Raw genomic sequence first — 23,603 nt, 5'->3', positions numbered from 1 at the left:
TGAGCTTTCAGGTATCCTTTTTTCTATCATACTTTCTGCATGAAGGAAATCCCTGTTTTTCCTGTCAAAATTAACACACTAGACCAAGCCTATATTATGCCTGGGCAGAGCGAAATAGCAAGCCAGAGATTCCTAGTAACGAAAAAAGAAAGAGAAACAAAGTCAACGGCATGATCTCGGTTGATGCTGTAACTGGAGAAATCTACTTACAGTTACAGCCTAAATCAAAAGCCGAAGATGTAGCGCAATACCTTGCCGATTTATGTAAAGATGCCTATAAGGACAACATAGAGAAGCTATCAATTGCTCTAGATAACAACTCTACTCATAAACAGAAGATGAAAAATTTGTTGAATGAGCATCTACAAAATGCAGGCATAGGGGATAAGATAGCTATAGAATTCGTCCATACTCCTGCTTACTCACCAGACTTTAATCTAGCAGAATATGAAATTCATCTTCTGAGATTACAGACCTTGCATCATTTACCTTCAAATATAACCATTGCTGAAATCGAGAAAATCTTAGAAAATGTCAAAATTTTGATGACTTCAGAGCAAATATTAAAAACTTTAAATCATATTTTTGCTTTAGTCCCCGTGTCTATTTCTTGAGTGGGAAGGGAGTATGTTACGCGAAGTATCACCCAATATTTCAGGGATAGGAAATTTATTAACTTCAGCTTCTTCTGTACTTGGTATTCTCAATTTAGGCGTATCAGTCATTAATTTAGGTGTTTCTGTAATAGGCTTTGCATTAATTTTAAATAAACTGAAAAAATTAGAAGAAAGTTGTAAAGAAGAATTAAATAAACTTGAAGAAAAAATTCAAGGTAATATTAATAATCTACATCGAAAATTTGACATTTCCGTTTATGCTAATTTTCGTGCTGCTCTTGATTTAGCCAATGATTCTCAGACAATGGTTAATCCTGAGAATCGAATAAATATGGCAACTTTAGCCATTAATAGATTCTTAGAGGCTCAACATACCTATAGTAATTATATAGAATCTTCACTGAAAGAAAATATTAGCTTAACAGATAAATATATTGCTTCGTTAGCATTAACTTATATGGCGAGAGCGCGTTGTTATTTAGAATTAGGAGAGATTAAAAATGCTGTTATTTGTCTTCAAGAAGGTGCTGAAATTCTTCGTTGTCATATAAACAAATATGTAAAAACTCTTCTAATATCTCAGCCAATAGCAAGAACTTGTCCTAGTGTAAATCACGGTTTTTTTGTAATGGGACAACCGACTAGTTTAGATAGCCCTGTCGAGTTACACAGACTAGCTCGAATTTGTAAATGGCTTGAACCAGAACTAAACAAATCCTCAGATGACAAATCTGTATTGTTTGAAGCACAAAGAAAAAATCTGGTCAATGTTGTTCAACATCATACTAAACAAGAAGGTTTGTATTATGCAGTAGTGTCGGCAGCAGTAGTAGAAAGAGTCATACCTATATTTGGAGGATTGATTGCAAGTAGAATAGTAGAAGAAAGGATTAATCAACCTTTTCAAAAAGCAAGCATTGATTCCTTCGTATTAACAATGAAAGTAGAAAAAATTGAAGAAATAATTGAAACTTATCATCGTTTTGAATCTTATCTATTAGAAGTACAACTTATTCAAAAGCAAGGAATCAGTTTTAAGAACTGGCTTGAATTAGTTACTAATACAGAAATTCAAGAAGCTACATCAGAAACTATACCTATCATTTTACTGGAAGCATTTAATCTATAGTCATAGAACTTTTTTATCTGAACATAAAATTTGTGTAAATCAAACTATTACACTGAATAAATACACGATTTCCCTGACTGACTTAAACAACTGAATTTGGATTTTAGACAGAAATCAAATATTCAACCTAAAATCCAAAATTCTCCCTCAAATTCCTCCTGATTAAACTACCTGAAACAACCTACAAACACCAAGAATTCCTACCAATAAATCCTTACCCTCAGCACCCCTCTTAATAGACATCTCTACATCCAAAATCATAGTCACCGCTTTAGCCAAAGCATTGATATTTGTATTTGCTACCTCCTGACGCAAATAGTAAATACGATGAGGATTACTGATATTACACAATTGAGCTAATTCACCATCCTTCTTCACCCCAGAAACAATCGCAGACTTCACCCATAACCAAGTTCTAAACTGCGTTAAAATAGTGCTGACAATCACCATTAAAGGTTGAGAACGAGACAGTAAATCATCCAACAATTGCAAAACTTGATGGCTTTTTCCTTCACGCATAGCCGCAGCCAATTGTAGGCTATTCTGAGTTTGACATGGAACTAATTCCTGTACCTCCGCAAGCTCTAACTTTCTACCCTGAGCATAGATATCCAGTTTGCGTAACTCAGAAGCAGCACGGGTCATATCATTACCAATAGCTTGTGCTAAATATGTTACCGCCTCCTCTGACAACAGCAGTTTAATTTTCTTAGCTGTCACAGCATTATCTGTGGTGTTCGTGTAGAGTTTTGCAGCCAGGGAAACTATCGCCTGTTCAATCAAATCATGCCGCCAAGGTGGTATCAACGAAAACTCCAACAACTTTCCATACTTGACCAGATGCTTGTAAACCTTTAACCGCTTATCTACATTATTAGCCACAAACACCAAAATAGTTGAATCAGGCACTTGCACCAACTGTTGCAAAGTTGCTAACTCCGTATCACCCCACTGCTTGAGGTGGCAATTTTCCACAATTACCAGTTTTTTACCACCAGTCAGGGAACGAGTACGAGCCACACTCAAAGCTTTGTCAAGCTGAACAGCCGGAAATCGGTGATAGCATAGAGTCAGCCATTGAGCATCAATTTCTGCTTTGTACTGGTTTAGCTGTTCTTGAATAGCGTATTCATCATCACCCGTGAGCAAAACAATCATCCTGTGACCCTCCCATTATTACTGAGATTGGCAGTTTTAATCAACACAGTCAGGGGTTTTGGACTTTGAGTAGCCCGTTGCAGCATTTTAGCGATCGCCTCCTTGCTATTCTCAAACTTTTGCAGGTAAGCTGGTGTCACCTCTAAAATTGCCTTCGACCCTTGCAATTTCACCAGATTTGCATGAGCCAATAGCTTTTGATGGTTCGGTTTCGCCTTATCCATCACCTGCTGCCAAATTTGCGCTAAATTAGCAGTATTAGAAGCATTAGTATTGGTGGCAACTGCTGGTAACAAGCTATCTTTACCTGGATCATCCACCGGTTTATCAGTTACCTTGTTGATCGTGTACGTGCCATAAGTTGGTAACAATTTGCCATCATGCCCTGGTTTCACATTTACCGTCTTCGTTGCACCCCCAGGTAATAAACCGGGCAGCAAATTGAGTAAACAAACCTCCAGCCACACCGCCGCATTGACCGTATACCGCAGATAATTTTCAGCTTTTTGTAACTCTGCTAAAGACAAATTCAGTGTCTCGAAATTCCAGTGTTTGGCAAAAGCTTTGAGTTGGGTATGACTAACACAACCAGTTAGTAAAGCTTGTTCCTGCGGTGCAGACTTGATAATCAGTAAATCTCGGTATGTTTGCAGTAAATTTGAGATAATCAATTTAGGCGTTTTCCCAGAGTCTACCAAAACTCTAGCGACTTGCAGCAAATTAAAAGTGTTGTTGGTAGAGATAGCCTGTAAAATAGCGATTAGCTCTGCTTCTGTGACACCACCAACGATTTCCATGACATGATGGGCAGTGATATCTACATCTAAAAGACTGGCTTGACCGAGTAATTGTAGCGCATCTCGTAAACCACCATCACTCAGTCGAGCGATCGCACTTAATCCCTCATCATCAACAGCAATAGATTCCGCATCTGCTATAATACGGAGGTGCTGCACAATAGTTTTAATTGATAAAGTGCGGAAATTAAACACCTGACAACGGCTGATAATAGTAGGTAAAACCTTGTGCTGTTCTGTGGTGCAGAGAATAAAAACCACATGAGGTGGTGGTTCTTCAATACATTTGAGTAAAGCATTGAAGGCATTACCGGTTAAGCAGTGACATTCATCAAGAATAAAAAGTCGATAACGTCCGGCTATTGGTGCTAAAGTACAGCGTTCAATTAAAGCACGGGCATCATCTACACCATTGTTAGAAGCAGCATCAATTTCACTCACGTCTAAACTATTGCTAGTTTCAATTGAACGACAAGATTGACAAATTCCACAAGGTTTATCAGTTGGTTTTTTAGTGTTGAGACAATTCAGAGATTTAGCAAATATGCGTGCAGTCGAAGTTTTACCTGTACCTCTAGAACCTGTTAATAAATAAGCTGGGGCAATTTGCAGGTGTTTGATGGCATTAGTTAGAGCAGTTTTAATGTAGGGTTGTCCAACCAATTCGGCTAAAGTTTGGGGGCGATATTTTTGATGTAGAGCGACTGTAGACATAGGATTTATTCATCTTAATTCGTCGCTCTTGCCCCTGTTAAGGGGGTGAAATTTTAGTTAAAATTTGCACTGATTTTCATATTGATGGGGTACAGCAACAAAAGTGTGTAAACCTGTTTTTTAACTAATATGATTTATTATTATTATTTTGTTGAAAGTAAGTCGGCGTTAAAAAATCAACATAAGTAACAAATTATAAATTCACCCCTTGGAGAATCTTTGCTATTCCTGTTCTTAGCTGACATCTTACCCCAAACCTAATTAAACTTAGTTAACTGTACTGATGAAGAAGTTTAACAAAGAATTTGACAATTTAATATAGCTTTCTGTTTTCAAGTTCCTCTATTCCCTATAGCCTTAATATGCGGTCTTTCTGGCAACAAACATAATATCAAGGGGTTTATAGTTGCCTTTTGTATGTTCAATTTTTGGCAGTGTTAACTAACTAGCGTTAATAATCTCATGCTATATTAATGATAGCAATTAATTTGTCAATAACTCAGCCCTAAAGGGACTGAGCTTGTAAGAAATCAAGACTTACGTGTTTGACTAGCTCATTGAGACGTAATTTGGTACGAACTTCCAGATACTTCCCTAGTCTGGATTATCTTCAAGCTATCTTGTAATAGCGTTGGTTAAAGCCAAGACATCTTGATTGCGTTGAGCGAAGGGACATTAAACTTTACTCGAAGGATTATCTCTTTATGCGAGTACCCGTAATTTCAGTAGACAATACGCCATTAATGCCAACTAAACCTAGTCGAGCAAGACGATGGATCAAATGCGGTAAAGCAATCGGCAAATTCGATAAACTTGGCATTTTCCATGTCCAGTTATTAGCCGAATCAAGTAATACTGAAACGCAAGAAATAGTTCTTGGTTTAGACCCTGGTAAACTCTTTTCAGGTATAGCGGTTCAGTCCAAAAAGTTCACCTTGCAAATGTTGCATTTAGTTTTGCCTTTCAAAACGGTCAAAGACCGAATGGATCAACGATCAATGATGCGGCGTAATAGGCGAGGAAGGCGAATTAATAGAAAGCTATCATTCAACAAACGCAATCATCGTCAAGCAAGATTTGATAATCGTCGTGGCTCAAAGTTGCCTCCAAGTATTAGAGCAAACAAAGACTTGGAATATCGAGTAATTAGTTTACTCCTCCAACTTTACCCAATAAAAACAGTTGTTATTGAAGAGGTTGAAGCACGAGGTAACAACGGCTTTAGTCCCGTCATGGTTGGACAGAGATACCAAATTAGCCGACTATCAAAACTTACAAATGTCGTTTTAAAGAAGGGCTGGGAAACCTCAAACCTTCGTAAGTACCTGGGATTGCATAAAGAAAAATCCGATAAATCTTTGCAAATACCAGAAACACACGCAGTTGATGCGGTTGCCTTAGCAAGTTCTGAATTTGTTAAATACCAGATGTGGGAAGGTGCTAAAAATCATGGCGCATCTTGGATAGGAGGGGTTGATATCACAGAGTCTCAATTCACCATTGTGCGTCGTCCTCCAATTAGTCGTAGACAACTCCATTTAATGACTTTTAGTGAAGGTGGTAATCGTCGGAAATATGGAGGCACTACAACTCGTCATGGCTTGAGAAAAGGTGACTTTGTGGAAGCCACTCAAGGAAGTAAAACTTTCTTTGGTTGGGTTAGCGGAGATACTGAAAAAGCAGTCTCTGTTAGTGACGCTAATTGGAAAAGATTAGGACAATGCACTGTTAAAAAAGTTAAGTTGATTCGACGATCAACAAGTCTAATTATTACGGCGGTTAAAACCGCCCGTGTCGCTTCCCTCTCAGCACTAAAGTGACTGAGTTTCCCGCTTACCGCGAGGTCTTATGAAAAAAATTTACGTCTCCAAAGTCGCCCAACTGCGAAAACAAAAAAATCTGACTCAGCGCCAACTGGCTGATTTAGTTGGTGTTGACCCCTCAACTGTTCGTAACTGGGAGCGAGATCGAGGAGGGATAGAAACCTTCGTGAAACTAGCCAAACTATGTAAAACACTAGATTGCACTATTGAAGATTTGTTTGAAGCGCAAAGGGTCAAGGAGGATGATTAACTTTTTACCTGTTAATTTTATTACCTGTGTTGCTGCTCATCAATTAGAGCGATTGCGCTTCCTACAGTTCTGGACGCGATCTTTGCCAACAAATGTGATTGCTTTTGGCTCTTTGGTACTTTCAGAATCCACTCCGAGTCTAAGCGCCATCGCTAAATCCCTAAAGATGCGCGGGTTATGGCATTTTACTAGAGTATATGGACAATACCCCTAGTAAAAATAGGGAACAGTTAGAGATATCCCCTAGTAAAAATCGCCGACGAAAGGGCGATGGCAATGGGTTTATTTATTGGCGCACCATCACCAAAAAAGGTAAAGATTACCAACAGGCTTATTATCACTGGAAAGAAAACGGTCAGAAAAAGACTAGATACATACCCAAAAAATTACTGGGGGATATTCAAGAAGCTGAGGCTGCTAAACGTCCAGTCAAAGAAATTCTGCTTCTTTTAGGCATTTCTGTCACCCCTAGTAATAACAACCCTAGTAAATTACTAGGGGATATCCAGTTAAGCCCTAGTAATTCTGATATCTCCCCTAGTAATAACAGCCCTAGTAAAATGCGGCGGCATAAAGGAGAGGGAAGCGGTAACATTCACTGGCGCACAATTACCAAAAAAGGCAAGGATTACCCACAGGCTTATTATCATTTTGAGTTTTGGACTCAGGGCGATCGCTTAGTAAAATCTTCTAAGTACATTCCTAAGCGGTTAATACATCGAGTTGAGCAGTTAGAGCAAGATAAAGCACCCGTTAAAGACATTTTGCAAGTCTTGGGTGTAGAATTGTAAGCATTCAGCCGTTAACCTTAACCATTTGGAATATAAAGTGGCAGCAAGACATGACGCATAGACATTTCCACTTCTGGATTTAGTTTATCTCCATCAGGAACTAACATAGCCGGATGATCCGATTGCTGTAAGTGCATTTTGACACTTGAACTAGGAATAGCTTTAGCAGCTTCTATCAAATACTTGAGATTAAACTGGATATTCAACATCATTTCTGTTGGTAAATTAGCAACAATCACCTGATCACCTTTGCCAAATTCTCGTTCAATAGATAACCGTAACTGTTGTAAACTGCCATCAAACTGCAAATAAATTCCTTTCTCTTTCTTATCCGTTAACACAGATAACCGTTCCAGTGCTTTAACTAACGGTGCTTTTTCTAAAATTACTTCTTTCTCAAAGCTGAATTTAGTTAATAACTGCTCACAATCAGGATAAATTCCTTCCACAACTTGACAGCTAAGAACGACATCTTGCCAAGCAAAACCCAAGCGATTACTTTGGGCATCATACAGCAGATTAATAGATTTCACATCATCATTTAAGTTACGGGCTATTTCTCTCACCACACGACCAGGAAGAGTAAATTGCGTAATTTCCTCAGATGGCACTTGTTGAGATTGAACTTCTTGACATGAAACTTGTTGACGAGTTTTTCTGCCAATTCGGTGAGTGCAAAGTTCAGTAATAGCAACTCGATGACCATCAGTACCAATAAACTTTAACTTCTCCTGTGCCAGTTGGAGATGAACTCCAGTCAAGATATATTTATTTTCATCAGTGCTGACCGCATAAAGTACACCTTTCAAACCATCTTTAAAAATTGTTGTTGCTAAAGACACAGGAGTAGCATCAATTATGTTAGTAGGTGGGAATTCTTCAGCACTAATGCCTCTAATTTCATACTTACCATCAGCATCAGATAAGCATAGACAGCAGATTTTTGTTTGCTTATCATCATCACTAGATTGAGGATTTTTTGTTTGTTGCTTATCGTCATCAGTAAATTGAGTAATTTGAGTTTGACTATTCAGAGAAATAGTCCCATTAGGGCAATGCTTGACTATCTCCAATAAAATTTGCACTGGTACAGTAATTTCACCTTTTAATAACACTTGGGCTGCAAAACTCGCTTGAATTGTTAATGCTATATCTGTGACAGTTAGATGTATCTGTTGTGTTTCCACATCTGCAATTATGAGGACATTGGCAAGAATAGGATGACTAGGTTTAGCTGGGGTAGCACAATTCACTAAAAAGAGGGCATCGTAAAATTTAGCTTGTTCACATATTACCTCCATGCCTAATTCTCTGGGTATTGGAGGGTTTAACTTTGATTTAGACTTTTTTTGCTTATTCCGCTTCTTTTCGATGGGTTCAGTTGGAGTATCAGGGTTTGCAGATGTAGATTTCTTCTTTTTAACTTCAGGTATTTTTATGATATTTGTTGATACTTCATTGTCTATTTCAGGATTAGCAACACTTGTTTGTTTTGTCTGCTTTGCAGTCTTTATCTTTTGTCTTGATGCTGTTTGAGTCATAATCATTTATCTCTGTTTGCGTCATTACTAAAAAGGTGACTGCGGTAGCAGAAATAAAAGTTGTGAATGTGTGAATGTGTGAATCAATTTTATTGTCTAATCCCTTGATTTATCCTTTAAAATAGAAAAAGTGTAAACACTTACTAATGATAAAAAAATGGATATAGCGGTAGTTGCTCATTAAAAATTTGATGCTGCTTATGCAACAAGACTTTTAGAGGATGTTTTTGGACCTGACGGCATACCGCTATAATATTTTTTATTGCCTGATTGAAAAATGCAGACAATTATCATCCAGTTTCAAGGATTTCCTGATATTTAAGTTGAGCTAATTAGCCGCTTATAGATTACCGAATTACCAAAATCCTTTGTCTAGCCCGTGAACTAGAAACATAATACAACCGATTAAACTCCTTAATTTTAGCTAGGACTGCTTTACTATCATCTCCGCGTTCTCGATTCAGCCGCTTACTCAAATCTTGACCATCAATACCCGCTTCCAAGAAAGTGCTACCTTGACTATTGTGAACAGTTAATGCAAAACAGTTTCTGATATTAGCAAACTGCTCTAAATGTTTATAGTATTGCTTCCAAAGAAAGGGATTGCGCTTGGCACTTTTGAGCAAGCGTTTGGTTTCTTGGTGAAATCGTTTCTCTTCATCTTCATGTAAAACGTAGATTTGACGCACGATTCCTTCATCTGTTTCTACCTTCAATCTCCAACTACCATAATTATTGTAACGGTCTTCAAACACATCTAAAACATTAAATTCTGTAGATGTGGAAAGAATAGCAGTTTTACCATCAGGAGATATCACCGGATCTCTAGTAATTAATCTTTCTCCAGAGATAAATCGGTTGGTATTCTTACCATATAAATATGTCCGAATCTGTTGATTATAAAAGTCTACTTGAGCATTCGTCCAAGATAAAATGCGAAAACAATCTGGATTATTAACAAACTCCTTAGACATCTTTTTGCAGGCATAGCGCAGTAAAGTTTGAGGTTTAACCATCAGTGCCCCGTTACTTTTATCAGGTAGATATTTGGAAAATGGGGCAAATGGCAATTTACTTTTAGTTACTGCATAGCGAGAAGCCGTGACAAACTCCAGCAACGGACTATCAATTCCTTGGCGGACAACTTGAGTCAATACTGCTTTATTTGCTACTTGAAAACTAGGGGATTTTCCTTCATTAACTGGATTTAATTGGGCAGGGTCGCCCATGAGAATAATTTTGATTTTTGTCCAGGTAGATGATTGATTAGCCACATTTTCAATCCAGCGCCACAGTTGTTTTCCAATCATGGAACATTCATCAATAAAGACAACATCAAATAAGTTGATGTAACAGGGTCCTATTTGGTCAAGTATTTTCTCTTTACCTCTAGTCACCATTCCTAGTCCTAGTAATTGGTGAATGGTGAAGAATTCCACACCAGTTACTCCATTTTCTGCCGCCATGCGTCGCAGTACACCTACAGCTTTATTCGTGGGTGCAGTCAAGACAACTCGTTTACCTGTAGCCACCAGAACTTTAACGAGTTGAAAAACTATTGTTGACTTGCCTGTTCCGGCATATCCTACTAATAGAAATAAAGCAGCCGTGATAGTTGGTTGCACAAAAGTCCACATTTTATCTAAGGCTTTTTGCTGCTGTTGAGTAAATTGGAAGGGAAAAGAATTGGTGGTCAGGAAAGTAGGAAGAGTTTGGAGCATAATCGCGGCATTAATTCCATTAATTGATCCATTCAATGCAGCGGTAGCTGTTGGTTTTGGTTCACCACAAAACCACACTCGTTTTAGTATCAAAAACCTGTGGAAGCGGTGGAAAAGAATTATTTGTCAAAATTCATGATTTTCTGAGATAATATTATCGTCCGGCTTCAATAGTTATCATGAGTGACTACCCCAAGCACTGGAAAGAACTAGCCAAAACCATCAAGGAAAAATCCGGTTGGTGTTGTCAAAAATGCGGTCGTGTTTGCTTACGTCCTGGTGAGAAACCTCACACTACTAAACCACGAGCATATAATTTACAGGTTCACCACTGGAATAGAGATCCTGCTGATAATAGACCTGAAAATTTGATACCTTTATGTACTGCGTGCCACCTTAGTTACCATAGAGGTGGTAAGGGTAATGTTTCTGTGGGGCAGTTGACGTTGTTTGATATTTCCAAATTTTAGCGATGATCAAACGGTGTAGGTAGATGTTTGATAAAACCTGAATCAGCTTGCTTGTGCCGCTTATAAGCGAAATGTAAAATTACATTTACGTAACTATTGTCAAATTTAAATGTGCTGCATCAAGATTAATAACATTATGTATATTTTATATGATATTATATATCTTTATATGGCAGCATGATATGACATATGGCGTGTATGGTAGAATTAAGGAAGTTTAATAAAGTATTTACTTTATAACTACATATATAAAATTTATTTAACAGGATATACATATAATTAGACATTTATCAAATTTGTCAATACTAGACAAGACGCTAGAAAAAGATTATTCTAAAAAATCACCAGTTTGACATAACGTCAATTATGTCAAACTCAAATTCCTAAGAAATAGAACAAAGGTACTAACAAGATGAACGCTTTAACTATTGCACAACCAACTGAAATTAACCAGTATGCAAATAAATCTATTGATGTATTACTTAATATGTGGCTACATGGTAAGAGTCAAGCTACTCAGAACAGTTATAAGCGCATTGCTAATAAGTTTTTAAATTTTGTCAACAAACCACTTGTTAATGTTGGCTTAGATGATTTACAGCAGTGGGTAGATTCTTTAAGTTCTAATGACAACACTAAAAAAACTTATAGCCATATTATTAAGAGTTTAATTAGCTTTATATATGAGTTAGGGTTGATTAAATACAATGTCGGTAAACCCCTAAAAACTCCTAAACCTAAAGACGCTTTAACAGAACGGATTTTAACGGAACAGGAAATTACGATCCTAATTCACAGTGAGAACAATACCAGGAATAAACTGATCTTAAAGATGTTGTATTACTGTGGGTTACGTGCTACTGAGTTAAGCGGGTTAACTTGGGGTGATTTGTCAGAACGTGGTGATGAGAACGGTCAAGCTACTATATATGGTAAGGGTAGTAAAACCCGTGTGGTGATTATTCCCAGTAACTTATATAAGGAATTGGAACAGTTAAGGGGTGATGCTGGTAAAGCCGAGCCGGTGTTTAGAAGTAGACAAGGTAAGGGTTTTTTAACCAGGGCGATGATTTGGGAGATTGTTAAAAAAGCTTCACTGAGAATAGGTTTACCCGCACCTAGTCCCCATTGGTTGCGACATGGACACGCTTCACACTCATTAGATAGGGGAGCGCCTATTCATTTGGTTAGTCAATCTTTAGGTCATGCTAGTGTTGCCACGACTTCACGATATTTACACGCTAAACCTTCAGATTGTAGTAGCTTGTATTTAGGGTAAGCTTTGAGGAACAATGGTTGTAGAGTTTTCGTTCATAAAACTTTACATCATGTCCCATTTTGCACAAAACCCGGTTGTACCCCTAATTGGATATGTGGTTGGTAAACCGTTAAATGTTGTTTGTGAAGTCAGAGGAATCACAGAAAAAGTTGCTATATATCCAGATTCATCTTGAAATTGATCACTTGTCCAGATGATATAGGGATGTGTTCCTCTAAAAACCCTACTTGAATTAATATTCTCCTTACAAGTTTGACATTCTACTTCTCCTGGCTCATCTAAATTATAAATATGAACATGACCCAGTTTGCAACGAATAGATACCCTGTAAGGATTAATCCAATAAATCCAACCCTGTCTAGGTTTTTGTCCAGCCACTTTACAATCCTAATTCACTGACTAATTTTTCTTTTTCTGCTTGTAAGTTAAGTTTAACTTTTTCTTCTGAGCGATGAGTATTTTTTACTTCCAGCATTGGAGCAGTGCTATATACATACTCTAGTAACTGATTCAGTTTATCTGCACCAGCCCATTCTCTCCGAATATTATCCAGCACCAACTTAATGCTTAGAGGTATTTGCAAATCATCTACTTGAGCAGTTTCATTGACAGGTCTAATATATGTTGCATTTTCCTGAGATTCTTGAATAATCTCTTTCCCATTCATTTGATTTAAAGCAGTATCTATACCCTCATTCCAAGGACCAAATTGATAATAACACCAATCAAGATCAGTTAATTGCTTTCCTGTCCACTTAACAGAGTAAAGATCAGCTAAATACAAAAACTTAATAAGCTGTGTTTTGGTAATATAGCCTTTTGTCGCGTAGACAAAATATTTTATGAGTTTATCCAACATAACCCTTCTCTCTCCTGTTTTCCATAAGATACTCTAATTAATTTCCTTTGATAAAATACATAATTTTTCTGCTACAGTTAGCTCTGCAATAGACTTTTTATAAGTTTAGATCGCCTAATTATAGTTTGTTTTTATCTAAATTACTGACAATTTTTCAACTAGTTGTCCTACAAGTAGTTCTAATGTACCATAATATCATATTTGATTATGTAATTACAGTTAGCTACACAATTGTTGAGACAAGATCACCCTACACCTTTTTTTGAGTATTGGTAACTACGGGGTCAAATGAGCAGCCATGCAGAAAGCTACGATAAGGACTTGATGGACTGCTGCTAACAGCCTAATTGACAGGGATAAAACTGTACCATTTGAACGCCTCTAGTTTTTGTAGCCTGAAATCCTTATGACTACGTTGTAAAATGTTGTATCAAATAATCTATGTCTGCGACGATACCAATGACTGATAACACCAGCTAGGACGGCGCAAAAGATTAAACGTATTAATGTAATGAATTCGGTTATCTGGTACTACATTAGTAACAGCATCAGTTAATAAGCCAATGGGGTTATTAAGGTTCCATAATGGATGAGCAATAATCACTGTTTTATCATCCACTGTAAAACCAGGCAGTCCTCCCATATCTTGCGGAGAACAACTACTAAAAGATGCACAAAAAGCATCTCGAAGTGTACTTGCTGTTTGTAGCCAATTTTCTAAGTCTGGAGCGGAAAAGTCGCCGTGCAAGCCGCAACAAAAATTCTTATCAGCTAATGCCCTAAGTAAATTTAGACCCAATCGCCAATCGAGTAACCCGTGATAATTTTGATTTCGATAATTTTGCAAACAATTATAACAAGAAGAATCGCATTCATGACGATGTTTCGCTGACATCATAGCATCAGCAAAAGTATTTCGAGTATTTAGAATTTTTTCTATGAGAATTTCTTGCCAATGTTGAGAAAGCCAGTCTGTAAAACCAGAACCATTGGCTAGGCGATCGCTAATCACAATTTCACCTACTTTTTCACCAGTTATCTCTAGTTCAACCTGCCGTAAACCACTGATATCTAATTCTTCTGGATCGATATCTAATTCCTGAGATGCCACAGCACGAATAATAAAAGCCGCAGAATAAAAAGCTGCTTTAATTGCCGAATCTGCTTTAATTGGATCTAGGCATAATCCATTTGGTACACTAGCAGGTTGAATACAAAGAACGCCAGTTATTTTTGGTGCAACAATAGCTAATGTTTCCGTTTCACCCGGATCTTTAAACTTTACTCCATCAGATTTATTCTGAAATCGCTCATTAATCCACTGAAATTCTAACAGTTTATCACCCCGTCCAAAAGAAGCTTTACCCACTGCCCCCTTGAATAATTGTCCGTTATTATCATTAACACGGAAAACACGACCAGACGCAGAAAATGCTTTTGTTGTATTCGTACCATCAACTAAGTCAAATTTTTGACGTAGTTGTGATTCAGCCACACTAGCTGCACCTGTAACTAACACCTCATATTCATCCTTAGCATCAGCCCCAGGATTGAGGCTTGTGCGAAAAGCTAAAGGCACAGCCCAAGGGAAAGCTCGAAGTCCTTGCTCGACCGTCGCTTTACATTTTGGACAGATTAATTTTTCAAACTTATTAAGAGAGGTTTCTGTATGTTGACAACGCTGACATCTCAACATCCATTTTCGCTGAGAAAGTGGATCATTCTCAGCAGGCACCAAGCCATGTTTACTATCTGGCAGTAATGGTGCAGTAAAACCAATAGAAGTGTAAATACATTTATCCTTAGTTTTTTCAGCACCAGGAGCGAATTCTGTAATAGCCAAGTCTAAATCACGGTTTATAGTAGACAAATTACTGTTTTTCAAGGGATTATTGTGGTACAAATCTCGCACTCTTGAAGGCATCCCATACATCGGTAAAATACCACCTTCAGCTAGAATTTCTGCTAATCCTTTTCCAGCTAATTCTAAATTATTAGCACAATCATTAACTTTATTAAATAAATGCTCGCGTGCATAGATTTCAAAATCATTTGCATTAATATTTTTCACACCAATCAGCAACGCATTTACTACCTCAGTTACTTCAGATGAAGTCTTTAGCCAAGTGCGAACTTTCTCACGACGAGATTCGTTATTATTCCAGTCCTGAACTTTGCCGAATTCCCCATGACTATCAGGTGGTATTGGACTATCCCACCACCTGACATCAGCAGCAATAAATGCACGTCGTAAACATTCTTTTGCTAAAAGACGCTGAACAATTTCAACTTGCGACATAGAGAGAAAGGGAACAGGTGGCGGATCACCTGTGATTTTTTCAGGATGCTGATAATAAAATTCGTCGTGACTATTACCTCTACAAAGAGTTAGCACAATTGCAAAAGCTTGACCGCGACGACCAGCCCGACCAGCCCGCTGTTGATAGTTAAATCGCATTGGAGGCATATTTGCCATCACTACAGCCATTAAGCTACCAATGTCAATTCCTACCTCCATTGTGGTAGTCACACTCAAGATATCGATAATATCTACAACTGGAATAAAATCTCTTTCTTGTTCGCCTATGTTAACCATAATATTGCGAAAATGTCGCTGTCTTTCGGCTTGATCGTCAGTTTGTCCAGTCAATTCTTCACAATGTAACCGCAAGGGTTGACGTTTATTAACTGTCTCTTTAGCGTAATAATTGCGCTCATATAAATCTGTACAGTTTTTATTAGGTAATGTGGGTAACTCTCCAAGGCAATTAGTACAGATTCCCCCCGCATTGTATAAGTGAGAACGACCACATGATTCACATTGCCACACAGGGTCATTAGCAACTGCTACCCGTACCCATAAATGCAGAGGACTAATTTTTAAATGGTCATGTTTACCATCTTCACAAATAGCTGACCACAATGCTTGAAATAGTTTTTTTTCTGAAAGGTTATTGTGTGTTATACATTTATTAACATATTTTTTTAATCTAGCTTTAGCATCATTCCAGCTATTCCAGTCATCTGGACGATACTTAGGATAACGGTACAAATCACCAATTACACGCAAGCATCCATTGCATATATCTCTAAATACTGCGGCTGAGGTATTACATTGTGTTGCTAATTCCTCTAACCGTTCTTGGGGTAAATTTAGGCAAATATAGCCCAATCCAGCACTTTCAAGATTATAAAATAAACGACTAAAAAAAGCATCAGAAACCTCAAATATTACCTTAGAAACCAGAAGATTTCGCTTATCTTTAGCTGCATTAGATAAGTCAGACTGCCATTTTAAAGATAGAGATTCAAAGTCAAAAAATCTTGTCCAATGATGCTGATTATCGTCATAGTAATATTTTTGATCATCTCTATCATGTCCAGCAGGATTGATGCCTAATTCCGCTAATCTCTTGATTAACACACCAGGAACTTCATTCTCACCTTCAAACAGAACTTTGAGGGGAATAATACGTGTATTGCCTGTTTCTTGAATTTGATTAATCAAATTTCGAGCTTGATTTTGCCGATTGTTATATAGTTCTAAATCATCTTCATCAAGATTTTCTGGCACAGGTTTATTGGCATTTTTTACGGCTTTTTGAAACTTTTCAATAAAACCAGGATTTTGTTTAGAAAATTCTATTGCTTCAGGGCGGCATGGTTGACCATGTTGTTGAATATCTTGTAGTAGGTATAGTTGACCAATAGCCAATTGTTTAAGTTCATCATATATAGCCCCACGGACAATGTCATAATAATGTGTACGTTCAATACCATTAGATATAGAGGCTGCATTTTCACGACTATCAGAAAATACTACTAATTTGCGTGATTTGGGGTCTTTTGGTAACTGATAAAATATCTCTTTAGAAAGCAGTTGACTTAATCGAGAAAAACCAGTACGAAACCCTCTAATTGAAGATTGTCTCGTCTTTCTCTTGCTGTAATCTGTAGCGCAGCAAGGACAAATAGAGGGTTGCGCTCGGATAAATTCTTGATTTTCAGGTTCTGTATTTCGCAAGTGAAAAACATAACCGTTAACCCACTGTTCACCGGGTATTTCTGGGTTTCCAAGAGTAACGCGACCGCTACAAGTATCTAAAGAAGCTTTATCCCACCAAGCTTTTTCTGTGCCGCTACCCTGTCTTTTTGGTTGATTCCAGTCCTTTGGGACATCTTCATGAATATCTCTTAAAGGCCAAAAGATAGCATATTCGCGGTAAGTTCGACGCTCCAGCAAACTCCCCGCTTGACGGTCAGGAATGCCTTCAATATTTGGTTCTGTCGGTAGAAGTTCCCAGCCTTCATTATTGTCTAAAACTAGGCGATTTCCACCAAAAAATACAGTCCCACATTGTTCGCAGTAAAGCAATTCCAATACTCGATAATTTTGATGAACTATTGGGGGATTTTCGGCAAATAGTTTACCAACTGGTCTATTTTTCCCGCTTTCATCCCCATGACAGTCGTAGTTAGGCTTTGTGCAAGCCCAAAGCCCATTAATATTTCTAAAAAACCAGTGCAACCTGAAAGAAGGTAAAAACTTATTTTCACATAAACTCCGAGTTATGAGTAGTCCTCTTGCTGCCAAGTTGCGGTTTTCATCTGTTAAATTATCACCAAAAAGTACCTGAGAAAATTTCTTTAAAGATACTGCACGACGATTTTTTTCAGCATCTGTACAAGCATTGATCATTTTAGCAGCAACAGCAGCACTTTCTGATTCCAACATTTGACGGCAGGTTTCATATAGATTTTTTACCTCTGGTGTTCTTGCTAAAGCGATAAACGATTCACTAGGTAAAAAATCTTGATTTCCAACTGCTGTTCTTGCTAAAGCGATAAACGGTTCACTAGGTAAAAAATCTTGACTTTCAACTGCCATAACTTGCTGAAGATGTCCAGGGATAATCTGCTCAGAATGCCATTCTTTACCAAAGAACTGAGACAGAAATTCTCGGCTTTGTGGATCATTTGGTTCCAGAGATGCGCTAGAAGCAAGAATTCTTAGTTGAGGATGACCAGGATAAAGTCCCAATCTTTCAAGCAATAGTCGAATTAAGTATGCAACTTCTGTACCAGCCGTACCACGATAAAGGTGCAATTCATCAACAATTAAGTGAAAAATACTGCCATCTTTCTTTAACCATTCCCGTGTTTTCTCAAAAATATTTTTATCTATATCCCGCATCAGCATAATACTGAGCATAGAATAATTAGTAATTAAAATATCTGGTGGGGCATCTTGCATATCCCAACGACACCGCATTTCTGACCCATCTAAACGAGGGAAAAAGAATCTCACATCTTCTTCGTCAGGTTTAACAATATGCTGACTAGCTGCATCAGCAGCTTCCTGCATATTCCTCATTTGTTTGACAAGTTCTTCTATTTTTTTCCCATTAGGTTTCCCATTCTGTTTATACTCTTGTCCTGGTACTGGTGTCACACCGTTATATCTACCAAAATAGATTCGATTACCATTCCTACGACTTTTAAACCAATCTCGTGCCTGTTCAGAATCTAAAGCGCGACGCAATCTGGTAAGCTGGTCTTCAACTAGTGCATTCATCGGATATAAAATTAGCGCCCTCACAGCAGGATCTCTGGTTTCATGGTTTCTTTGAGGTACGCGATAAGAACGCTTAAAACTGCGTCTTTTCTCTACCATTGGGTTACATTTATTTTGCCAGTCCTTATTTTTCCACCAATCATTAAGGTAATTTGGCTCAGTTAACGGTGCTTTCCAAGTTTGCGATTCTTGGGCTAGGTAAGCAAAAAGTGGCAACAAAAAAGATTCAGTTTTACCTGAACCTGTACCAGCGGTTACTACTACATTTTCACCTAATAATGCCTGACGAAGCATTGCAACTTGGTGGCTATATAATGGATAATCACCAACAAGTCCACAAGCGGCTAAACTTTTGAAATCTGCAAGAGAAGCTTCATTAAAACCAGGAACATCTGAAACCTCTAGATTATTGATTGTCTTGCCAGATAATTGATAACTGGGCAATGGCTCAATCCAAGGTTCTTGGTAAAATACCCCAGGGTTTAGCAGATGTCTTTCCCGTTCCTTCTCAATTTCTGGAAACTGGGTACTGAAAGCAGTCTTAATGTAGAGAATTAAGTTATCGCGGATTTTATCAAAAGCACCAATTGGATCAATCATCGTTTACCTCAAAATTTGATATCTAAAGATTTAATTAACATGGTTTGCTCTAACTTAACCGCAGTCATTTCTGCTATTTGAGGGGGAACATCTCGAAATAGATTGAACCCTGTAACATTCAAATTAGTAACTACTACCTTTTCTTTTGAGATAGAGGAGTTGATGGCACGTTGTTGTAATGGTAACTCTTCTATAAACATAGGTGCATATCCTGAGCATAAAGTTAAAGCTCTTTCTAGGAGTTGTGGCAGTTTAGCACCAACTGGAACTGCCATAATAAATCGATGTTTGTCATAAATAAGAACTTGAATCTTAGCAGCTTTAATAACAGCATATCGTCCCCAGTCACGTTCAACTTGAGTACATCTTTCTTCTTGCCAAAGATAATATATCTTGGTATTCTGATAGGGGCTTTTATATTGGCTGAGGCGGAGATCCGGCTTCCTCTTTCCCGAATTATCTTCGATTGATGAGGGAGAGAAGATAAAGCGTAAAATATTTTCATCAAATGTTTTACTTTTCCAGTTTAGTTCTGGCTCATTAGACCATTGACAATTAATTAAATAATCTTCAAGGGAGGCAGAAAAATGTAAAAGTGACCAAGAAGATGGTATTTCTATAAAATCTATGGCTAATTGAGCGGCAATTTCCTGTAATTCTGATACATCCTCAGTTTGTACTACTATCCGCTTAGGTACTAATATTAATTCACTACTTTGTTCGGTCACATCAATATTTATGTGTTGTCCAACAGATTGACAAGCATTCCTTAATTTATCTATAGTATTCGGTGTTCTAACTCCTGCTAAAATAGCTTGGGGAAACCCACCACTAGGTAATCTTATTAATACAGGGGGTGCGATATACACTCTTCTATTATTATCAGTGAAATCAAATTCACAGTGACCGAGTGAATTGAGGACACGAACGGTTGATAATATTTTGTTTTTTATATCATCTCCCTGATCACTGTTAGGAGTCCTGCTAAGACTATGAAGATAATTAAATGTCTGTTTAAACGATAACCAAGACATTTCCTTCTTCGCAGAAATTACATAGATTAATTCATCGCTATTCCTATACACGTTTTGCCTCTTTTTGGAATTCTACCCATAATTTTTTCAGGCGAATATCGCCGAGAGGAGGCAAAGTTCGCTTGTGGTTATCTAACAAGATTTTTTTCCATGAATCCAGTTTTTTTCTATCCTTACAAGGTGATAGTTTCGAGAGTTTAGGGTCACATTCTTTTAAACTTGTGCCACAAAACATAGCTCTATCAAAAAGACTTCCTTTAGCAATAGCCCAAACTGGATACCAATCAATAGGTATTGATTCTTCTGGATAAATTGCAACTTCTCCTGGTTCTTTCCCCACAAAAACAATCCGCTGCTTGCCTTGAATTGGTAGGAGAGTATTGAAGTTAAAAACAGGACAATCAACTCCCCTTACTAATGCGCCCATCACTTTTGGAGACTGTTCATCTTTAGTAGTTGTAACTAAACCAAAACTGTCAATGTAGGGCGTTTTGATGCTTGTAACTAAAGGAAAATCCTCTACTAATAATAAAGATAAATATTTAATAACATTCTCCCCATTACGGGCTTCAATTTTAATATTTGTATCTGCTGGAATATCTGGAGGTAGTTCATAAATCCCTTGTCCAGAGCTATCTTCTAAAAGTCTGCCATTGCAATATAATTTTGCTGTTCCATCACTGCATTGTAAAACTAATTTTGGTGGTGCGAACCTAAAGAACCAATTTCCTTTACCAAGGCGTAAACCACCTTCTAAATCAAGTCTGATACTAGTAGAAAATGATAATATAGGATATTCGTTTTTTACTATTTCATCACTATGGGCAGCAGTCACTTTAAATAAGTGCCATCCAGTTGGTAGTCCCTTAACAATATGCAACTTCTCAAAACCTTCACAACTGGATGTTCCCCATTTTTCTAGCAAAGTACAGCACTCTTGATGAACTGCTAAATAAAATGGCGAACCTTTAGGAAGTCGGCCTACTTCTACAATTCCTGGTAATCCTAGACTTCTGCCTTCAACAAATACTCGAATTGGGGAATTTGGAAGCTTAAAACACCATTTATTATCAGTAGATTCCATCCGATAACCGTCACGCCAATCCAGCATGGAAGCATCAAAATTTCTACTGTTTAATATGGGTGAAGACCAACCATTACCATATTCATCACAGGAATAAAAATTGTTATTAAAATTTAAAATCAGACCCTCTTCAGGAAAATCATACTTTGTCGTACAACGTAAGGTGAAGTTAGCACGTTTAGCAGTCAAGTCGAGTTTGCAACACAGTCTTAAGACTCCGTAAATCTGCTTTCTCCCCTCAGATTGTAATTCTGTGCTTCCATCCCAAGTGCATAACTCATCTACAATTCTTTCAATCAGTGCCTGACATAATTCATTACCTTCGTTAGTTTTTTCCAACAATTGCAGCGTTCGTCTTCGCAGATAGCTACGCCCATATCTTACTAACAAAGATGCTATGTGTCTTTCGGAAGGAAGAGAAATTGTTTCTAAACCTGCCTCTGCAAAAATAATGGGTAGTGCCTTCAGTTCCTTTTCAGTTAAAAGTGTTTGGGCGATGGGTATACCAACGTGAACCCACCTGCCGGTAATATTGGCTTTGAAAATGCCCAGTTCACTTGATTTATCAACATTTGCCCATTTTTCTAAATCTTTCCAGAGTGTTTGCATCTCATCAAAGTCGGGATATTGTCCGGATGTGGGCTTTTCTCCCAACAATTCCCTTAAGCGGGGATAGTAGGCGTTAGGAGAAAAATCACCTTCAGTACCTGCTGCCAAAACAAATAAAGCTAAATAGCCTATGTAGGGAGGATAACCTTGCCTTTGATATCGCCACCTCTTATTACTGTCTGAAGCTTTTTTACATATACTATTTATACCAAGTGTATTTTTTACTGTTTGGATAAAATCTTGACAAGTAGACTCTTTGGACGTACCTAATGAATTAATTAAATCCTCTGTGACGTAAAGATAAACATTACGCCCAGCCATTTTGGGGTTGAAAAAATGCTGCGTTATCTTATCATTCCACTCTGAATAATTCGTAGAAGTTGTTATAATTCGATTTAAGCTTTTCATTTATGTATAAGGGCGACTGTCATAGATTACTTACTGATTTGCTATTAGACTTATCCAGAAATTAGATATTAGCCCTTACAGCACAAGGATTTAATCCTCTTTTGTGGACACGTTTATTGATGTTTTCCTTATTTGAAAAATTTTACACTTTGTTTAAGTATTTTGAACATAGTGAAAATGCTGTTGTTACGATTATAAATCGTACTTATATGAAATGCAATATCCCCACACGACTCAGTGGTACTTCAAATTGGGTATCTGTAACTGTATACTTTGCATTCTAGTAAGGATGAGGGAGATGCCCCTCAAAGCTCAACAGCATGAAAAACATCTTGACAGTTGAAACTGTTGACGTGCCTACTATCGTCTATAGATCGGAATAATTCTATTTCCCGATCTAGCCATCAGTTTTCACATTTATACTGGTGCTACTTATGTCTAGGGTGGTATGACTCTCTGCTGCTACTGGGGTGAGCATAGACAAGGAAGCGATCGCCCCCCGAACTTGTGACGTTTCTACCTCAAGGTAGTTTTGCAATTGCTCCAAATTACGATGACCGGAAATTTCTTGAATTACCCGCAGGGGGATGCCGGCGTTGCTCATTAATGTTAGGGCAGTGCGGCGGAAGCTGTGGGTACTTGCTCCTTCGATATCAACTTGCTGACAACCTTCTCTAAAGATAATACTGGCCGAGTCCGAGTGCAGATGTCCCCGTCCCCAGCGTCCGGGGAATAGAAATCCCTCACTGGTAGTTGGAGGATTATACTGTTCTAGGAAGTGCCTTAAGTCATCTAGAACGGGAATGGTGCGGGTAGCTAGTTTCCCTTTGGTATTGCTTTTGCGAAGGATGAGTTCTGGGCGAATTCTGCCTTTTTTGTCGTAGACATCGGCTATTTTTAGGGTGACAGCTTCGTTGACACGACAACCTGTGTAGAGCATGACAGCACAAAGTGTGCGATCTCTGGCAGTGGTCAAACCTTCTGTAAATAATCGCTGGATTTCTGGTTGGGTAAGAACTTTGGCTTTGCCGTGGCGGTCAATTTTCACATTTGTGTCTACCCCTAGTGTGTTAATTTTGACAGGAAAACCAGGGATTTCCTTCATGCAGAAAGTATGATAGAAAAAAGGATACCTGAAAGCTCA

Annotated in this window: 16 protein-coding genes and 1 pseudogene; 7 read left to right on the top strand and 10 right to left on the bottom strand. The window is 37.9% G+C overall.

Features of this window, described 5'->3' with window-relative positions:
* Positions 1 to 95: 95 nt before the first annotated feature.
* Both FJR05_RS20335 and FJR05_RS20330 read left to right on the top strand, forming a co-directional pair.
* Positions 96 to 614, top strand: a pseudogene (locus tag FJR05_RS20335) (transposase); the annotation flags it as partial.
* A gap of 13 nt (positions 615 to 627) precedes the next feature.
* Positions 628 to 1,746 (top strand): hypothetical protein, encoded by a 1,119-nt coding sequence (locus FJR05_RS20330; RefSeq protein ID WP_168645802.1) that lies wholly within the window; start codon positions 628 to 630, stop codon positions 1,744 to 1,746.
* 162 nt (positions 1,747 to 1,908) lie between these two features.
* On the opposite strand, the gene holA is transcribed toward FJR05_RS20330, so the two are convergent.
* Together holA and dnaX are read right to left on the bottom strand one after the other, a co-directional pair.
* Positions 1,909 to 2,904, bottom strand: a complete 996-nt coding sequence (gene holA / locus FJR05_RS20325; RefSeq protein WP_168645801.1) for a DNA polymerase III subunit delta — start codon at positions 2,902 to 2,904, stop codon at positions 1,909 to 1,911.
* A complete protein-coding gene (gene dnaX / locus FJR05_RS20320) occupies positions 2,901 to 4,415 on the bottom strand; it encodes a DNA polymerase III subunit gamma/tau (protein ID WP_168645800.1) in 1,515 nt (504 codons plus the stop codon). The genes holA and dnaX overlap by 4 nt, the downstream gene beginning before the upstream one ends.
* 704 nt (positions 4,416 to 5,119) lie before the next feature.
* Between dnaX and FJR05_RS20315 the strand changes: the two genes are divergently transcribed.
* From FJR05_RS20315 to FJR05_RS20305, 3 genes are all read left to right on the top strand, one after another.
* Positions 5,120 to 6,235 (top strand): RRXRR domain-containing protein, encoded by a 1,116-nt coding sequence (locus FJR05_RS20315; protein WP_168645799.1) that lies wholly within the window; start codon positions 5,120 to 5,122, stop codon positions 6,233 to 6,235.
* A gap of 28 nt (positions 6,236 to 6,263) precedes the next feature.
* Positions 6,264 to 6,488 (top strand): helix-turn-helix transcriptional regulator, encoded by a 225-nt coding sequence (locus FJR05_RS20310; protein ID WP_168540235.1) that lies wholly within the window; start codon positions 6,264 to 6,266, stop codon positions 6,486 to 6,488.
* A gap of 197 nt (positions 6,489 to 6,685) precedes the next feature.
* A complete protein-coding gene (locus tag FJR05_RS20305; RefSeq protein ID WP_168645798.1) occupies positions 6,686 to 7,279 on the top strand; it encodes a hypothetical protein in 594 nt (197 codons plus the stop codon).
* Positions 7,280 to 7,296: 17 nt separating this feature from the next.
* On the opposite strand, the gene dnaN is transcribed toward FJR05_RS20305, so the two are convergent.
* Positions 7,297 to 8,820, bottom strand: coding sequence for a DNA polymerase III subunit beta (gene dnaN / locus FJR05_RS20300; RefSeq protein WP_254446990.1), 1,524 nt, complete (start codon positions 8,818 to 8,820; stop codon positions 7,297 to 7,299).
* 347 nt (positions 8,821 to 9,167) lie between these two features.
* Positions 9,168 to 10,634 (bottom strand): ATP-dependent RecD-like DNA helicase, encoded by a 1,467-nt coding sequence (locus tag FJR05_RS20295; RefSeq protein ID WP_254446989.1) that lies wholly within the window; start codon positions 10,632 to 10,634, stop codon positions 9,168 to 9,170.
* Between the two features lie 86 nt (positions 10,635 to 10,720).
* On the opposite strand from FJR05_RS20295, the gene FJR05_RS20290 reads away from it, so the two are divergent.
* Both FJR05_RS20290 and FJR05_RS20285 read left to right on the top strand, forming a co-directional pair.
* On the top strand, positions 10,721 to 11,011 hold the full coding sequence (locus tag FJR05_RS20290) for an HNH endonuclease (RefSeq protein WP_071192227.1): 291 nt from the start codon (positions 10,721 to 10,723) through the stop codon (positions 11,009 to 11,011).
* 412 nt (positions 11,012 to 11,423) lie between these two features.
* On the top strand, positions 11,424 to 12,290 hold the full coding sequence (locus tag FJR05_RS20285) for a tyrosine-type recombinase/integrase (protein WP_217385637.1): 867 nt from the start codon (positions 11,424 to 11,426) through the stop codon (positions 12,288 to 12,290).
* 42 nt (positions 12,291 to 12,332) lie between these two features.
* On the opposite strand, the gene FJR05_RS20280 is transcribed toward FJR05_RS20285, so the two are convergent.
* From FJR05_RS20280 to FJR05_RS20255, 6 genes are all read right to left on the bottom strand, one after another.
* Positions 12,333 to 12,668, bottom strand: a complete 336-nt coding sequence (locus FJR05_RS20280; RefSeq protein ID WP_254446988.1) for a hypothetical protein — start codon at positions 12,666 to 12,668, stop codon at positions 12,333 to 12,335.
* A gap of 1 nt (position 12,669) precedes the next feature.
* Positions 12,670 to 13,149 carry a type II toxin-antitoxin system antitoxin SocA domain-containing protein gene (locus FJR05_RS20275; protein WP_168645796.1) on the bottom strand — a complete coding sequence of 160 codons (480 nt, stop codon included), beginning with the start codon at positions 13,147 to 13,149 and terminating at the stop codon, positions 12,670 to 12,672.
* A gap of 439 nt (positions 13,150 to 13,588) precedes the next feature.
* Positions 13,589 to 19,324, bottom strand: a complete 5,736-nt coding sequence (locus tag FJR05_RS20270) for a DEAD/DEAH box helicase (protein ID WP_168645795.1) — start codon at positions 19,322 to 19,324, stop codon at positions 13,589 to 13,591.
* 8 nt (positions 19,325 to 19,332) lie between these two features.
* Positions 19,333 to 20,193: a hypothetical protein gene (locus FJR05_RS20265; protein ID WP_168645794.1), complete on the bottom strand. Its 861-nt coding sequence runs from the start codon at positions 20,191 to 20,193 to the stop codon at positions 19,333 to 19,335.
* A gap of 208 nt (positions 20,194 to 20,401) precedes the next feature.
* Positions 20,402 to 22,372: a hypothetical protein gene (locus tag FJR05_RS20260; protein ID WP_168645793.1), complete on the bottom strand. Its 1,971-nt coding sequence runs from the start codon at positions 22,370 to 22,372 to the stop codon at positions 20,402 to 20,404.
* 484 nt (positions 22,373 to 22,856) lie between these two features.
* Complete coding sequence (locus tag FJR05_RS20255) at positions 22,857 to 23,507, bottom strand: site-specific integrase (protein ID WP_168645792.1); 651 nt, start codon at positions 23,505 to 23,507, stop codon at positions 22,857 to 22,859.
* Positions 23,508 to 23,603: the final 96 nt, after the last annotated feature.

It is taken from the genome of Dolichospermum sp. UHCC 0259, assembly GCF_009711935.1.
Lineage (GTDB): Bacteria > Cyanobacteriota > Cyanobacteriia > Cyanobacteriales > Nostocaceae > Dolichospermum.
This window is presented reverse-complemented; position numbering and strand designations above follow the sequence as displayed.

Excerpts from the sequence above, each read along its gene's own strand:
- FJR05_RS20330 (WP_168645802.1), top strand. The coding sequence starts at position 628 with ATGTTACGCGAAGTATCACCCAATATTTCAGGGATAGGAAATTTATTA.
- holA (WP_168645801.1), bottom strand. The coding sequence starts at position 2,904 with ATGATTGTTTTGCTCACGGGTGATGATGAATACGCTATTCAAGAACAG.
- dnaX (WP_168645800.1), bottom strand. The coding sequence starts at position 4,415 with ATGTCTACAGTCGCTCTACATCAAAAATATCGCCCCCAAACTTTAGCC.
- FJR05_RS20315 (WP_168645799.1), top strand. The coding sequence starts at position 5,120 with ATGCGAGTACCCGTAATTTCAGTAGACAATACGCCATTAATGCCAACT.
- FJR05_RS20310 (WP_168540235.1), top strand. The coding sequence starts at position 6,264 with ATGAAAAAAATTTACGTCTCCAAAGTCGCCCAACTGCGAAAACAAAAA.
- FJR05_RS20305 (WP_168645798.1), top strand. The coding sequence starts at position 6,686 with ATGGACAATACCCCTAGTAAAAATAGGGAACAGTTAGAGATATCCCCT.
- dnaN (WP_254446990.1), bottom strand. The coding sequence starts at position 8,820 with ATGACTCAAACAGCATCAAGACAAAAGATAAAGACTGCAAAGCAGACA.
- FJR05_RS20290 (WP_071192227.1), top strand. The coding sequence starts at position 10,721 with ATGAGTGACTACCCCAAGCACTGGAAAGAACTAGCCAAAACCATCAAG.
- FJR05_RS20285 (WP_217385637.1), top strand. The coding sequence starts at position 11,424 with ATGAACGCTTTAACTATTGCACAACCAACTGAAATTAACCAGTATGCA.
- FJR05_RS20275 (WP_168645796.1), bottom strand. The coding sequence starts at position 13,149 with ATGTTGGATAAACTCATAAAATATTTTGTCTACGCGACAAAAGGCTAT.
- FJR05_RS20270 (WP_168645795.1), bottom strand. The coding sequence starts at position 19,324 with ATGATTGATCCAATTGGTGCTTTTGATAAAATCCGCGATAACTTAATT.
- FJR05_RS20260 (WP_168645793.1), bottom strand. The coding sequence starts at position 22,372 with ATGGCTGGGCGTAATGTTTATCTTTACGTCACAGAGGATTTAATTAAT.